This is a genomic window from Acinetobacter sp. Gutcm_16 (genome assembly GCF_028649355.1).
Lineage (GTDB): Bacteria > Pseudomonadota > Gammaproteobacteria > Pseudomonadales > Moraxellaceae > Acinetobacter > Acinetobacter johnsonii.
Genome location: NZ_JAQSUV010000035.1, coordinates 161800 through 176342 on the forward strand (window position 1 = coordinate 161800; position 14543 = coordinate 176342).

At 40.4% G+C, this 14543-nt stretch carries 11 protein-coding genes; 1 reads left to right on the forward strand and 10 read right to left on the reverse strand.

Annotated elements, in window-relative coordinates:
* Nucleotides 1–27: 27 nt before the first annotated feature.
* From dnaE to PTT44_RS13200, 6 genes are all read right to left on the reverse strand, one after another.
* A complete protein-coding gene (dnaE, locus tag PTT44_RS13175; protein ID WP_168158880.1) occupies nt 28–3597 on the reverse strand; it encodes a DNA polymerase III subunit alpha in 3570 nt (1189 codons plus the stop codon).
* Between the two features lie 193 nt (nt 3598–3790).
* A complete protein-coding gene (locus PTT44_RS13180) occupies nt 3791–4309 on the reverse strand; it encodes a hypothetical protein (protein WP_168158879.1) in 519 nt (172 codons plus the stop codon).
* Between the two features lie 93 nt (nt 4310–4402).
* Nucleotides 4403–5098, reverse strand: coding sequence for a methionine ABC transporter permease (locus tag PTT44_RS13185; RefSeq protein WP_004982094.1), 696 nt, complete (start codon nt 5096–5098; stop codon nt 4403–4405).
* Nucleotides 5095–6120, reverse strand: coding sequence for a methionine ABC transporter ATP-binding protein (locus tag PTT44_RS13190; protein ID WP_126037103.1), 1026 nt, complete (start codon nt 6118–6120; stop codon nt 5095–5097). Before PTT44_RS13190 ends, PTT44_RS13185 begins: the two co-directional genes overlap by 4 nt.
* A 73-nt stretch (nt 6121–6193) precedes the next feature.
* Nucleotides 6194–7066, reverse strand: coding sequence for a MetQ/NlpA family ABC transporter substrate-binding protein (locus PTT44_RS13195; protein ID WP_168158878.1), 873 nt, complete (start codon nt 7064–7066; stop codon nt 6194–6196).
* A 611-nt stretch (nt 7067–7677) separates the two neighbouring features.
* Nucleotides 7678–8571 (reverse strand): 3-hydroxyacyl-CoA dehydrogenase, encoded by an 894-nt coding sequence (locus tag PTT44_RS13200; RefSeq protein ID WP_168158877.1) that lies wholly within the window; start codon nt 8569–8571, stop codon nt 7678–7680.
* 203 nt (nt 8572–8774) lie between these two features.
* Here PTT44_RS13200 and PTT44_RS13205 point away from each other — a divergent pair, with 203 nt between their 5' ends.
* Complete coding sequence (locus tag PTT44_RS13205; RefSeq protein ID WP_168158876.1) at nt 8775–9863, forward strand: AraC family transcriptional regulator; 1089 nt, start codon at nt 8775–8777, stop codon at nt 9861–9863.
* A gap of 40 nt (nt 9864–9903) precedes the next feature.
* Here the strand turns inward: PTT44_RS13205 and purD are convergent, their stop codons facing one another.
* The 4 genes from purD to PTT44_RS13225 form a co-directional block, all read right to left on the reverse strand.
* On the reverse strand, nt 9904–11187 hold the full coding sequence (gene purD / locus PTT44_RS13210) for a phosphoribosylamine--glycine ligase (protein WP_168158875.1): 1284 nt from the start codon (nt 11185–11187) through the stop codon (nt 9904–9906).
* A gap of 128 nt (nt 11188–11315) precedes the next feature.
* Nucleotides 11316–12890, reverse strand: a complete 1575-nt coding sequence (purH, locus tag PTT44_RS13215; protein WP_168158874.1) for a bifunctional phosphoribosylaminoimidazolecarboxamide formyltransferase/IMP cyclohydrolase — start codon at nt 12888–12890, stop codon at nt 11316–11318.
* A gap of 90 nt (nt 12891–12980) precedes the next feature.
* The gene (gene fis / locus PTT44_RS13220; RefSeq protein ID WP_001086304.1) at nt 12981–13250 is read right to left on the reverse strand and encodes a DNA-binding transcriptional regulator Fis; all 270 of its coding nucleotides are present in this window, start codon (nt 13248–13250) and stop codon (nt 12981–12983) included.
* A 380-nt stretch (nt 13251–13630) separates the two neighbouring features.
* Nucleotides 13631–14530, reverse strand: coding sequence for a DUF3426 domain-containing protein (locus PTT44_RS13225; RefSeq protein WP_062033586.1), 900 nt, complete (start codon nt 14528–14530; stop codon nt 13631–13633).
* Between the last annotated feature and the right edge of the window lie 13 nt (nt 14531–14543).

Below are 14543 nucleotides of genomic sequence, written 5' to 3' on the forward strand. Positions count from 1 at the left end.
TCCAATGAATCTTTAAAATTTAAATAATTAAGAGAACTGACCGACTTCAGCTTGATATAAGTCCATGGCATCATCCATGCTCATATCCGCAGGGGGCGGTGGTACATCTACAGGTTTGGCTTCTTCATAGCTCACCGCTTTGGCTGCTTTGGATTTGACTTGATATTCCACATGAAGATTTTCTTTACCAAAATAGTCACGCAGTTTAGAAAGTAGTTCATCCAGCGGTGCCACTTTCCAATTGATCCCTAAGTGCAATTCAGCCGTGGCATACGGGTAGTCCAACAGCAATTGCAGCGGAATGTGATTACACATATCGACATTACAAAAGGGTGCAAGTATATTTTTTAAATCTTGACTCAGTGTTTTTGTACTATGTGTTGGGTCGAGACGAATTTGAATACAGTTGGCGCGTTTTTGACGAATTTCATTCAGAGTAAATGCTTTGGTTAAGCGTCCCATTGGACGGTCAAAACCTTCACGCTCGTAAATTTCGCCTTCAATTACCACGACTTTTTCATTTTGAATGATGTCTTTAAAACGCATAAAGCGTTCATGATTCGCAGAGACTTCAATTCGTGAGGTACCATCATCCAACGTCACCATCATTCGGTTCGGGAAGTTAGCTACATCAACCACGAGACCTGCAAAAACCGTAGTAACACCACGACGGGTTGGGGTAAGTTCATTAATTTTATTCGGAATAAACGCTTTCAACTCAGTGCGATAAACATCGATTGGGTGGCCGGTTAAATACAAACCTAGGGTGTCTTTCTCACCTTTGAGACGGACTTCATCTGACCAAGGTTTAACGGGTTTAGCGGGTTTACGTTGTACTTCTTCAACCTCACCAAACAAGTCCATGATGCCTGTTTCACGGTTTGAGCGAGCTTGTTCAGCCGCTTGTACTGCTTCAGGTAATTGCGCCATTAGACTTGAGCGTTCAATGCCGAGACAGTCTAAAGCACCTGATCGAATCAACGCTTCTAAAGTCCGCTTATTAATTTTTTTCAGATCAATACGATGGCAGAAATCAAATAAGTCACGATACGGCCCATCTTGAATACGCGAGTCAATAACCGACTGCATCGCCGCTTCACCGACGCCTTTAATTGCACCGAGCCCATAGACGATCGTTTTGTCGTCCGAAGCATGGAATTGATAGATAGACATATTGACCGAAGGCGGCAATACCTCTATATCGTTGTGTCGACAGTCATCAATCAAGAACACCACGTTATCGGTGTTTTGCATTTCCGATGACATCACCGCTGCTAAGAATTCAGCTGGATAATGCGCTTTGAGCCATGCAGTTTGATAAGCTACAAGGGCATAGGCTGCGGCATGTGATTTGTTAAAACCATAACCTGCGAACTTTTCCATATAGTCAAAGATATGGTTGGCAGTGGCTTCATCAATGTCTTTTTTCGCTGCTCCTTCCGTGAAAATTTGGCGCTGTTTGACCATTTCTTCGGGCTTTTTCTTACCCATCGCACGACGAAGTAAGTCCGCGCCACCCAAGCTATAGCCCGCACAATACTGTGCTGCCTGCATGACCTGTTCTTGGTAAACCATAATGCCGTAAGTCGGCTCAAGTACACCTTCAAGTAGGGGGTGAAGATACTCAAACTCGCCACCATGCATACGGTGGATAAAGTCTGGAATCAGGTCCATCGGACCCGGACGGTAAAGGGATACGAAGGCGATAATTTCTTCAAATTTGCTTGGACGTGCTTCTTTGAGCATTTTTTTCATGCCCACGGATTCAAACTGGAAGACCGCTGTGGTGTTGGCATTGGCAAAGATAAGGTATGCATCTTTGTCATCAAGCGGAATGAACGCAATGTCTAAAGGCACATCTAGCTGAATGCGCTTATTGATATTCTTAACGGCATCTTCAATGACCGTTAAGTTACGTAGACCCAAGAAGTCGAACTTCACTAGACCTGCCGATTCAACATCGTCTTTATCGTACTGCGCAACACGGCCTGTACCATCGGCATCACACAAAACAGCAGAGAAGTCGGTAATCTTGGTCGGAGAAATAACCACACCACCTGCGTGTTTACCTGTGTTACGGGTAATACCTTCGAGTTTGAGTGCCATTTCCCAAATTTCAGCCGCATCGTCATTGTCTGGGTTAGATGGGTTGGTCACTATGTCTTTTAGTTGAGGCTCTGCTTCAATGGATTCTTCGAGACTTAAACCTAAAGGTTTGGTCGGAATCATTTTTGAGATTCGGTCTGCCAAACCATAAGATTTACTCAAGACACGCGCCACATCACGAATGGCACCTTTGGCTGCCATAGTACCGAAAGTAGCAATTTGTGATACTGCATCGCGTCCGTATGTACGCGCCACATAGTCAATCACACGATCACGACCAGCAATACAAAAATCGACGTCGAAATCGGGCATTGAAACACGTTCAGGGTTTAAGAAACGTTCGAACAGCAGCCCATATGGGAGAGGATCGAGATCCGTAATTTTTAAGCTGTAGGCAACAAGTGAACCTGCACCTGAACCACGGCCTGGACCAACGGGAACGCCATTACCTTTGGACCATTGGATGAAGTCCATGACAATCAAGAAGTAGCCCGGGAAACCCATTTTAAGAATGGTACCGATTTCATACTCTAAACGGTCATCATATTCTTTACGTTTTTCAGGCCAGTATTCATCACGCGTTTCTGGTGGATATAAAAAGTCTAAACGTTCTTCTAAACCTACTTTAGATAAATGTGCAAAGTAGGTGTCGATGGTATGGCCTTCAGGAATAGGGTAGTCAGGCAGGAAGTATTTACCTAATTGCAACGTGACGTTACAACGTTTGGCAATTTGATAAGTATTTTCAATTGCAGAGGGAATGTCTGCAAATAATTCCGCCATTTGTTGGCCAGATTTAAAATATTGCTCTGGAGAGTAATTTTTTGGTCGGCGGTTATCCCCTAATACATAACCATCGGCAATACAGACTCGGGCTTCGTGTGCTTCAAAGTCGATTTCTTTCATGAAGTGCACATCGTTGTGCGCAACTACACCAATATTGTACTTTTTAGCCAGTTTTAAGGCTTCATAGTTGAAGTCATCTTCACCTGAGCGTTCTGTTCGACATAGAGCCAAATAAACACGATTGCCAAATTTTGCAATCCATTCTTCGAGTAAAGGTTCGGCTTTTTGCGGATTCGATGTACAGAGCATTTTGCCGACATCAGATCGCATGCCAAGTAGTGCAATCAGGTCATGGTTTTGTTCTAAAATCCAGTCTTTTGCAACGCAAGGAATATCAAGCTGTTGACCTCGGATAAAACCTTCTGAAACCAGTTCGGTTAGATTACGCCAGCCAACATTGCTCATCGCCAATAATGTCACGCGATGTTCAGCATCGTTCAAGCGAACTTCTGAACCCATAATCGGTTTGATACCATTATCTAAGCATTTACCATAAAATTTTACAGCAGCGTGTAAGTTAGATAAGTCAGTAATGGCAAGGGCTGGCATACCTTCTGCCTTAGCAGCTTTGACTAAATCAGGTATACGTACAATTGATTCTGTGATTGAAAATTCTGTATGAATACCAAGATGTACAAAGTGCATAAGTGAGTCCCTGCAAAAACCGCTGAATAGTTTAACATGGGAATTTAGATTTCAGTTTGAAAAAGCAGGGAAATGCTTAAGTTTTGATGACTCATCTCATAAATATGCTTTGAGATGAGTTGTGCATATAGCTAGACGACATGCTAAAGCGATTATTGATATCGCCATCATTATAGTGTTGATAAGTTTGGATCTAAGATGCCTTTATTTTATCGAGTTTATTGTTCATCAGTTGAACGAGATATACTGATTCTTCAGCACGAATGAAATTGCCAAGGTCAATCACCTTTGTTCCACGATGAAGTAGAATTTTACCCGGTTGTTGTTTGTTTGGATTGCTATTGACACTCACTTGTGTGATTTCTGAGATAGGGATGATTTTAGATTTGCTGATCCCTAGAATAGAGTTTTTCATTTTTAAATGTTGATTTGTGATCTCAATAATTTCTTTTCCAAAGTGCAACCAAAGCCATATTCTGATGAAATTGACAATGATAAATACAAGACCGAGAGCAATGATGATTTGGAAATAGTCACTATAATCTATGGTTGAAAAGTAGTTTTTTGCATCCTCATATAAGCCAATATAGAGTATGAACGAGAGTATTAGGGTGCTAAGGATTAAAACCAGCTTAGGTATAGAAGTTGGAATTGTGATAGACAGACCATTGAAGTCTTGAATTACTGTTGTCTTGCTATTGTTATGATTCATATTATTTTGATTTAAATGGAAATTTAGTTAAATTATAAAAGTTTTTGGTAAAAAAAACACCCTGAATTCAGAATGTTTTTTTATACGATGAGATTAACGAATTCTCGATAACCAATCCCCGACAGACTGTACAATTTGCACCATGATCAACAGCACAATTACTGTGAGTATCACGACACTGGTGTCAAAACGTTGATAACCATAAGAAATAGCAAGGTCGCCAATACCGCCTGCACCCACTGCACCGGCCATCGCGGTTGCACCAATTAAGCTGATGGTGGCTGTGGTTAAGTTTAAAATCAGTGAACTGCGTGCTTCAGGTAAAATAAACTTAAAGATGATTTGTAGCGGAGTTGCACCCATGGCTTGTGCAGATTCGATAATGCCTTCATTCACTTCCAGTAATGAAGTTTCCACCAAACGACCAATGTATGGTCCGACATAGATGGTGAGCGGAACAATTGCAGCCCACGTGCCAATCGATGTTCCGACGATGAGTTTGGTTAAAGGTAAAACCGCAATCAGCAAAATAATAAAGGGTAGAGAGCGCAGAGCATTCACAATCGGGTTCAGGCTGTGATAAATCGCTTTGTTTGGCAAAATACCATCAGGACGTGTGACCAATAAAATGATGGCCTGAATAAAGCCCCAAATACAGCCAAATAGCATTGCAAAAAACACCATATGAAATGTTTCTTGCAAAGCAGTAATAAACTGATCAATTGATAAAGAGCTTTTCCAAAAAGGTGCTGTGATTTGAGTTAACCACTGGACAATTAAATCTCTCATGCCAGCTCTCCTGATTGTTCAACAGCCACACCATGTTGTTTTAAAAACTCAACCGCTTCAGCGATCAGGCTTTCATCGCCCAAGAGCTGAACAAACATTTGCCCAATCACATTGCCATCAATTTCAATCATATTGGCAAACAGGATATTGAGACTAATATCAAACTGTTTAATTAAGTTTTGAATTACGGTTTCGTGTGCAGAGTTACCAAGGAATTGTAAGCGGTAAATACTGTGATGGTGCTTATGTTCGAGGTTATTCAGAAGCTTAATCGGTAGTTGTTGATGCAAAATCGTTTGAATAAAATTCTGTGTCGTTGCATGTTGCGGACGACTAAACAGGTCCACTGTTTTTCCAGTTTCAACCACTTTACCGAGTTCCATTACGGCTACATGTGAGCAGATGCTTTGGATCACATCCATTTCATGTGTCACCATGACGATGGTAATGCCTTGCTCTTGATTGATTTTTTTGAGCAAGTCCAAGACAGACTTGGTGGTTTGTGGGTCTAGTGCAGAAGTCGCTTCGTCACAAAGTAATATTTTAGGATGGTTGGCAAGCGCACGTGCAATACCGACACGTTGTTTTTGACCACCCGAGAGCTCGTCTGGATAAGCTTCTTTTTTGTGTTTGAGATCAATAAACTCAAGTAGCTCATTCAAACGTTTTTCACGTTCAGCTTTGCTATAACCTAAAAGTTTCATGGGCATTTCAATATTGGCTGCAACGGTTTTGGTTTGCAGTAAATTAAAATGCTGGAAAATCATGCCAATATTTGCACGTTCTTGACGTAATGCTTTTGCATCTAATGCAGTAAAGTCTTTTTGATTGATAATCACTTGGCCTTGAGTTGGGCGTTCAAGTAAATTGATCAAACGAATGAGGGTACTTTTACCTGCACCACTATAGCCAATAACGCCAAAAATACTGCCTTCTGGAATGTCCAAATTGATTTGGTCCAGTGCAGGAATGGTTTGGCCCTTCAACTGATAGTGCTTTGAAATGTTTTTAAATTGAATCATATCGTCAAAAACTACACAAAAATGAAAAAACAGGCAAAGAGACTTTGCCTGTTTCGTTGATTTGATTATATTACTATTTAGCTTGAGTAAGGTAGCTTACTGGCTTGTTCACATCAATTTTTGTGCCGCCAAAATGTTCTTGAACATATTTGCCTACTGCAGCGACATGGTAAAGTTCACCGACTTTTTTCAGTACAGGGTCATTTTGACGCGCTTCAGCCACAGCAAGTACGTTTACGTTCATTTTTGTGGTTTGATCGATTGGTTCATAGTAAATCGCATCTTTCAATACGTTTAGACCACCTTCCATTGCAAGTGTATTACCCAAAACAATTGCATCAACTTCGTCTTTCACACGTACAGCTGTTGCCATTTGAATAGGCTTGATGATGAGAGCTTTGTTGTTTTCAACGATGTCTTTCGAAGTGCCTTTCACGAAGTCAAAGTCATTTTTTAACTTCACAAGACCCGCAGATTGTAATAATAACAATGCACGTGATTCATTCGCACCATCATTTGGAATTGCAATCGTTGCACCATTTTTAAATTCAGCCAATGTTTTGACTTTGCTTGAATAGATGCCCATAGGCTCTAAGTAGGTCGTTGAAAGAGGGGCAATCTTCGCTGTGTTCGCTTCGTTATATGCTACAAGGTAAGCATAAGATTGGAATGCGTTTACATCGACTTCATTGTTTGCAACAGCAGTGTTCATTGCAACATAGTCAGTGAAGTTCTTAATGTCTAACTTTAAGCCAGCTGCTTTAGTTTCTGGCAAAGTTGCAATGTGGCGCCAAATATCAGCATCAGAACCAGTCGATGCGATGGTTACTGTTTGCTCAGCTGCTGCAGTATCCGTTTTAGCCGCATCTGTTGCAGGTGCTTCAGGTTTGCTACAACCGGTCAAAGCAACAGATAAACCCAGCGCAATTCCTAGAATTTTTTTCATTTTTTCTTCCCGAGTAAGCATCTAAATGAGGCTTAACTTAGCTGAACAATAGAGAGATTAATTGATTTTAAATCAGGTATGCCTGATTTGATGCATATGACTGTAATGTGAGTTTTGCAAGTGTGCAATTCGATATCAGTCGAATATAGGCGTTCACTTTGAAAAAGATTAATTTTTTCAACTCACTAGAAACATCTCTGCTCAATCGTTAAATTTTGCACATCATACCAACAAACTAATATTCGATATAGAGCATAAAAGTTCAATACTTATCTTATTTAAAGATTAGGATTCTGTAAGTTGTGTGTAATTTTATAATGAAAACAATATATTATTTTTAATGAATTTGTTTAAAAATAATAATTTGCATAAGTTTTATGCTTTATAAGATTTTATCCAAACTAAATACAAAAAATAGATAAAAGGGGTAAATGGCAATATGCTTGTTTTATATTTCTTATCTGAATTAGGTATTACATCATTATGCATTAAGAAATTTGTTTGACTATTCTTCGCAGCATTTTAACTTGAAAATAAGATACACACTCGATCCGAATGAAGACATTAGATTGAGTGTGTATCGTACCAATTTAACTCAGCTAATGAATTAATTATGATTTTAGAAAATCTTCAGATGCATAAGTCGGGTTTGGATAGCTGTAGAAGCCCTTACCAGCAAACATACCTAAATGGCCTGGTTTAATAAACTCAGCATCTAATTTCTCCATAAGTGGAGTCATATTTGGGTTGGTTTCTGCATTTAATTTTGCGACGTTGTAAACTGTGTTAATACCAATGATGTCTAAGATCGCGAATGGGCCCAACGGTGAGCCAAAAGATTTCATCCAAGCGCGATCAATCATTTCATGATCTGAAACTTCTTTCACCCAAAGCTCGGTTGCTGAAATTAAAAATGGAACCAACATAGAGTTCAGAAGGTGACCTGGTTGTTCTTTGTAAATTGGTAAAGCCATCATGCCAATTGCTTTAGCAAACTCAACTACATCATCGAATACTTTTTTGTCAGTTCCAGCATGGCCCATAATTTCTGCCATGTTAAAAGTCCAGATTTTATTAGAAAAATGAAGTGCTAAAAATTTTTCTGGACGACCAGTAAGATCCTTGAAATGGCTTGGTAGCATTGTAGATGTATTGGTTGCAAATACGGTTTTTTCAGGAGCTACTAGGCTGAGTTGTTTATAAAACTCAGTTTTAATATTCGCATCTTCAGGCACGGCTTCAACTAATAAATCCGCATCTTTTACTGCTTCTGCAAGGTTAGAATGATAGCTCAAATTATTGAAAGTATTGTCTAGTTGTTCTTGAGTCGCATTAAGGTCTTGTTTATAGCATTCGCATAATTCATAAAATTTAGCTTTGGCTTTAGCAAGTACTTCATCATTGATGTCATAAACTGATACTTTGAAGCCATGAAATGCTGTTTGAAAAGCAATTTGATAGCCTAATACGCCACTACCTGCAACTGTTACATTCTTGAAATTCATTCGATTTTCCTTGTTTTATCCTTGGTGAAAAATGCAGTTTTCATATCCATGTGCTACATTTAGTCGCATCATCGTGTTGTGTATTTGATGTGCAAAATTTATGAACAAATAAATTGCTCATGGGGCTATTCTGCCGTGGCTTTTTTATGCTAACTTGACGGAATGAGTCAATTTTTTGACGGATTGAGACAAGGATTGTTGGAATGAATCAGGATGATTCAAGCGAAGTTGAATACCCGAAAAATATCCAGGATGATATGGTGCATAGTTCAGGGCTACGTGGTTATTTAGAAGTAATGCAACAACTAGGCGTTGACCCAATGCCGTTGCTGATCAAGCATGGGATTCAACTTGCGCAATTACAAGATGACAATGCATGGATTTCACATACCGCACTGATCCAACTTCTTGAAGAAAGTGCGCAACACGCCAAGTCTGCGGATTTAGGTTTGCGTATTTCCCAGTATCAGGACATTGGTATTTTAGGTGTACTGGGGCTGATCTTACAAAGTGCATCGACACTTCATGAGGTGATTAAATACAGTTCAGATTTGCTATTTTTGCATGGCTCTGCTTTACGCTTATATATCAATGACCGTGCTCGTACAGATATTTTTGAGCCCAACTCGAATATTGTTGAACTTATTTTTGATATTCAGCTACATGACGCTACACGTATTTTGAGTAAACGACAAACCATGGATATGGGGCTCGCTGTGTGCCATCGGGTTCTTCGTTATTTAAGTGGCGAACGTTATCAGCCACTGAGAGTTGCACTGCCACATAGTCCAGTTGCTCCCTTAAATGTGTATAAACGATTTTTTCATGCGGAAGTCATGATCGATCAACAACATGCAGCTTTGTATTTCCATAAAGATATGTTGAATATTACTTTAGACAGCATTGATCATGGCTTACGGGAAATTGTAGACAGTTATCTGGAGCGGAGTTTTCGCAGTCATCAAGGTTCATTTAGCGATCGTGTTCGACATGCGATTCGTATTCATTTATCGGGCCCAAAAGCAAATAAAACTGATATTGCAAATATGCTTGCGATGCATCCTCGAAGCTTACAACGTAAATTGGATGAAGAGGGAACTAGCTTTGAGCAGATTCGAGATAAACTCAGACAACAGTTGTTGTTGCAATATTTAGCTGACTCAAAAGCGTCGATGAGTCAAATCGCTTCTGTACTGGGTTTTTCCGAGCAGTCCGCATTAAGCCGTGCCTGTAAAAATTGGTTTGGTGTAACACCGAGACAGCTAAAAAGGCTTCGCAGCGGTTTGCAATAAAAAAACCCGCATTTAGCGGGTTTTTAAAGTATGAATGCTTTTAAGCATTTTCACGCGCAATAGCACGATAACCAATATCTGTACGATATTGCATACCCCTAAATGTAACTTGACCACAAACTTCTAAAGCATTGACTTGCGCTTCAAGTACGGTATCGCCAAGAGCTGTGACACATAAAACACGACCACCCGCAGTCAAGATGTGACCGTCGGCACTCATTGTAGTGCCCGCATGGAAGATTTTTGTGTTTTCAGGAGATTGACCAAGACCAGAGATGACGTCACCTTGACGAACAGTTTCTGGGTAGCCTTCTGCAGCAAGAACAATACCAATTGATTTGCGTTCATCCCATTCAGCTTCTGCTGGAAGATTACCTGCAATACCAGCTTCAACCAGATCGACCAATGATGATTTTAAACGCATCATAATCGGCTGAGTTTCAGGGTCACCAAAACGACAGTTGAACTCGATCACTTTTGGTTGACCTTTGTCATCAATCATCAAGCCTGCGTATAAGAAACCTGTATAAACGTGACCGTCTTTTTTCATACCTTCAACGGTAGGACGCATCACTTCATTCATGGTTTTTTCAAATACATCTGCAGTCACCACAGGAGCAGGAGAGTAAGCACCCATACCACCCGTGTTTGGACCTTGGTCGCCTTCAAAAATACGCTTATGGTCTTGAGATGTTGCCATTGGTAAGATGTTGTCGCCATCAATCATACAAATGAAAGACGCTTCTTCACCAGCAAGGAACTCTTCGATCACAACACGAGAACCAGCATCACCAAACTTGTTGCCCGCCAACATATCATCAATCGCATCAAAAGCCTCTTGATTGGTCATGGCTACAATTACGCCTTTACCCGCAGCAAGACCGTCGGCCTTGATCACGATTGGTGAGCCATTTTTTTCAACAAATGCTTTCGCTGCATCGACTTCAGTAAATACATCGTAGAACGCAGTAGGAATGTTGTGGCGTTTTAAGAAGTGCTTAGCAAATGCTTTTGAGCCTTCTAGCTGGGCAGCAAATTGAGTTGGGCCCCAAATTTGAAGGTCTGCCGCGCGGCAAGCATCAACTACACCATTTACCAGTGGTGCTTCTGGACCCACAATAATCAAATCTACTGCATTATTTTTTGCAAAGTCGATAATTGCAGCATTGTCTAAAATGTTGAGTACAACATTTTCACATTTGTCTTCTGTCGCAGTTCCTGCGTTGCCTGGCGCAACAAAAACTTTTGCAACTTTTTCATCTTGCGCGATTTTCCATGCCAACGCATGTTCACGACCGCCATTACCCAAAACTAAAATGTTCATCGGTTCATACTCCATGAATCGAAATGACATAAAGTCCTCAGCCTAAAAAGGAGAGGACTTTATGTAAGATTTAGAAATCTGTTTTAAACCACATGTATGACTTTGTCATTACGGTCTGCATCTATCACTTAGTGACGGAAGTGACGCATGCCCGTGAAGACCATTGCAATACCTGCTTCATCTGCTGCTGCAATAGTTTCTTCATCACGCATAGAACCACCCGGCTGGATAATACATTTAATGCCCGCTTTCGCTGCATTATCAATACCATCGCGGAATGGGAAGAATGCATCAGATGCCATTACAGCACCTTCAACCACTAAGCCTGCGTGCTCCGCTTTAATTGCAGCAATACGCGCTGAGTTAACACGGCTCATTTGACCTGCGCCTACACCAATGGTTTGACGACCTTTAGCATAAACAATGGCATTTGATTTTACGTATTTCGTAACTTTCCATGCAAAGATCAAATCATCAATTTCAGCATCCGTTGGTGCGCGTTTTGTCACGACTCTTAAATCATCTTTGGTGATCATGCCTAGGTCTTGGTCTTGAACCAATAAACCGCCATTGACGCGTTTATAGTCCAATTGTGGCGCACGTTCATCAAGTGCCGGTAATTCACCACAAACGAGAACACGAACATTTTTCTTCGCGCCAGTGACTTCAAGTACGCCTTCAGCAATGCTTGGTGCAATGATGACTTCAACAAACTGACGGTCAACAATTGATTGTGCAGTTGCAACGTCTAATTCACGGTTGAATGCAATGATGCCGCCAAAAGCTGATTCAGGATCTGTTGCATAAGCCAAGTCATATGCTGCTTGAATACCATCTAAAGACACAGCAACGCCACAAGGGTTTGCGTGTTTAACAATCACACAAGCAGGTTTTGCAAATGATTTCACACATTCAAGTGCGGCATCTGTATCTGCAATGTTGTTATAAGAAAGTTCTTTACCTTGAAGTTGTTTCGCTGTTGAAACAGAGGCTTCAGTTGCTGTGCTTTCGACATAGAATGCTGCTGACTGATGCGGGTTTTCACCATAACGTAAGTCTTGAGCTTTATTTAATTGTGTATTGAAGGTACGTGCAAACTTGTCAGCTTGACCTTCTTCCTTGCCTACGCGAGCGCCTAGGTAAGAAGCAATCATGCCATCATACTGTGCTGTATGTTCAAATGCTTTAACGGCTAAATCAAAACGAGTTTCGTAAGACAAAGCACCATTTGTTTTAAGCTCAGCAACAACAGTGTCGTAGTCTGTAGCATTGACCACAATACCGACAGAAGCATGATTTTTCGCAGCAGCACGCACCATAGTTGGGCCGCCGATGTCGATATTTTCAATCGCATCTGCAAGTGAGCAGTTTGGTTTAGCGACAGTTGCAGCAAATGGATAAAGGTTTACAACCACAAGATCGATCGCATCGATATTGTGTTCAGCCATCACAGCTTCGTCTAGACCGCGACGAGCTAAGATACCACCATGAATTTTTGGGTGTAGCGTTTTTACACGACCATCCATCATTTCTGGGAAACCCGTATGCTCTGAAACTTCAACTACAGCGATATTGTTGTCTTTTAACAACTTATATGTACCGCCAGTAGATAAAATTTCTACCCCTAGAGCAACAAGGTTTTGAGCGAACTCAACAATGCCAGTTTTATCGGAAACAGAGATTAAAGCGCGTTTAATGGTCATGATCTTCGTCACAGTTATCAAGAATTAAAACAAAAAGCCAAAAATAGCAGGTAAAAAAAATGCCCGCGGAAGCCGCAAGCATTTTATCATTTATTCACTCATTAAACCGTGAGCTTTTAACTTTTTACGTAAAGTTCCACGGTTAAGTCCTAGAATCTCCGCAGCACGTGTTTGGTTACCGCGGGTATATTCTAAAACTACAGATAGAAGAGGTTTCTCCATTTCTGCCAGCACCATGTCGTAGACCTGAGATGGTTGCTCGCCTTGCAGTTGTGCAAAATAGTGGCGAACTGCGCGATCTACGTGAATACGAAGAGCGACATCAGACTGTGCAGTAAAAATAGGAGATTTGCTATTCATGCGAAGTAATCCGAAAAATCTAAATATCACTTGGGTAAAGTGACATATATAAAGTGGTCTAAAATTAAAATGAACTTCGTTTTAGATCCTAAAACGACTAGTTCTAAAACTGTACATTTAGCATGCCACAATATCGCTAAGTTGGTCGAAATATAAGCGTAACAATAGTTAAATATTTGTTACCGACCTTTTTTAAACAAAAAAATCTGCTCAATACGCGATATTTCGATAACGCGCATTTTTGCTGATGTTCTATTTGTATTAAAAGACTGAGGAGATTGCAGCACTAAGCTTTTGTGGCGCGTATCATACCATTGTCTAAGAAAAAGTGAGCAAGAAAACTGCATTTTTTTTCACTTTTTTTACATTTTTTTTAAATTTTAGGGCTGGACTATTTCTAAACTGTAATGATTGAAGCTTTTACGGCTGACTGGCAGGCTAAATTTGAATTTGAACGGACTATTTTTAGGAATTCGTTTAATTCCAACCAGACTATCAATCAAATATTCATTTGCATGTAGTTGATAGGTTGAATCGACTTCACCATCCACTTTTAAAATGACCTTAAGATCAGGTAGCGGAAGACTGGTATCATGATAGTTGATCAGTTCACCTGAAAATTGAGTTTTCTGTGCCTCTATACGTTTTACTTTTAATTTATTAATGCTGATTAGGCTGTAGCGTTCTTGTAGGCTGCTACAGTTCAGTACAAGACAAATTTTATTATAGGTTGCGCCTAGTGCGGGGCTGTTATTGAGAATATGTGGGTTAAACCATAAGTATTGGAAACACAATAAAGCCAATAAGCTGAAGTTAATCACACCCCAAAGCATATAGTACATCGGGCTTTTTTGCGGTTTCGCTGGATTGTTGTCTGCCAAATTCATGGCAGGATAGTTACCAATCGGGTCGGTACTAAAATAGTTTAAATTGTTTAAATAGGTTTTGAGGTCAATGTTGGAGTGCTCAACTTTTAGGTTGAAAATATCAAGCAAATTTGATGTCGACATTGAAAGCGCAGCAGATTGTGATAAATCAAAATGAATGCTGTCTACACGAGGAGAGGAAAATGCTGAATTTGAAGACATGCTCATGTCATTCTGATTTGACGATCTTTCCTCACCTGTGTCAAAAGTATGACCCGTGGTTAAATGCGAGAGCGCATTAAAGGTCATCGAACACTTTGGGCAACAAACCATACCTTGCGCAACAGTGAGTTGTGCAACACTTACTTTGTAGATGGTTAGGCATTTAGGGCAAGAGGTTTGTTTGTCGCTCATAGTGTATTAAGGG

What these genes read in the sequence shown, in the direction of transcription:
- PTT44_RS13185 (WP_004982094.1), bottom strand. Translation starts at nt 5,098, where the DNA reads ATGAGAGATTTAATTGTCCAGTGGTTAACTCAAATCACAGCACCTTTT.
- fis (WP_001086304.1), bottom strand. Translation starts at nt 13,250, where the DNA reads ATGAATAGCAAATCTCCTATTTTTACTGCACAGTCTGATGTCGCTCTT.
- PTT44_RS13200 (WP_168158877.1), bottom strand. Translation starts at nt 8,571, where the DNA reads ATGAATTTCAAGAATGTAACAGTTGCAGGTAGTGGCGTATTAGGCTAT.
- PTT44_RS13180 (WP_168158879.1), bottom strand. Translation starts at nt 4,309, where the DNA reads ATGAATCATAACAATAGCAAGACAACAGTAATTCAAGACTTCAATGGT.
- purH (WP_168158874.1), bottom strand. Translation starts at nt 12,890, where the DNA reads ATGACCATTAAACGCGCTTTAATCTCTGTTTCCGATAAAACTGGCATT.
- dnaE (WP_168158880.1), bottom strand. Translation starts at nt 3,597, where the DNA reads ATGCACTTTGTACATCTTGGTATTCATACAGAATTTTCAATCACAGAA.
- PTT44_RS13195 (WP_168158878.1), bottom strand. Translation starts at nt 7,066, where the DNA reads ATGAAAAAAATTCTAGGAATTGCGCTGGGTTTATCTGTTGCTTTGACC.
- purD (WP_168158875.1), bottom strand. Translation starts at nt 11,187, where the DNA reads ATGAACATTTTAGTTTTGGGTAATGGCGGTCGTGAACATGCGTTGGCA.
- PTT44_RS13205 (WP_168158876.1), top strand. Translation starts at nt 8,775, where the DNA reads ATGAATCAGGATGATTCAAGCGAAGTTGAATACCCGAAAAATATCCAG.
- PTT44_RS13190 (WP_126037103.1), bottom strand. Translation starts at nt 6,120, where the DNA reads ATGATTCAATTTAAAAACATTTCAAAGCACTATCAGTTGAAGGGCCAA.
- PTT44_RS13225 (WP_062033586.1), bottom strand. Translation starts at nt 14,530, where the DNA reads ATGAGCGACAAACAAACCTCTTGCCCTAAATGCCTAACCATCTACAAA.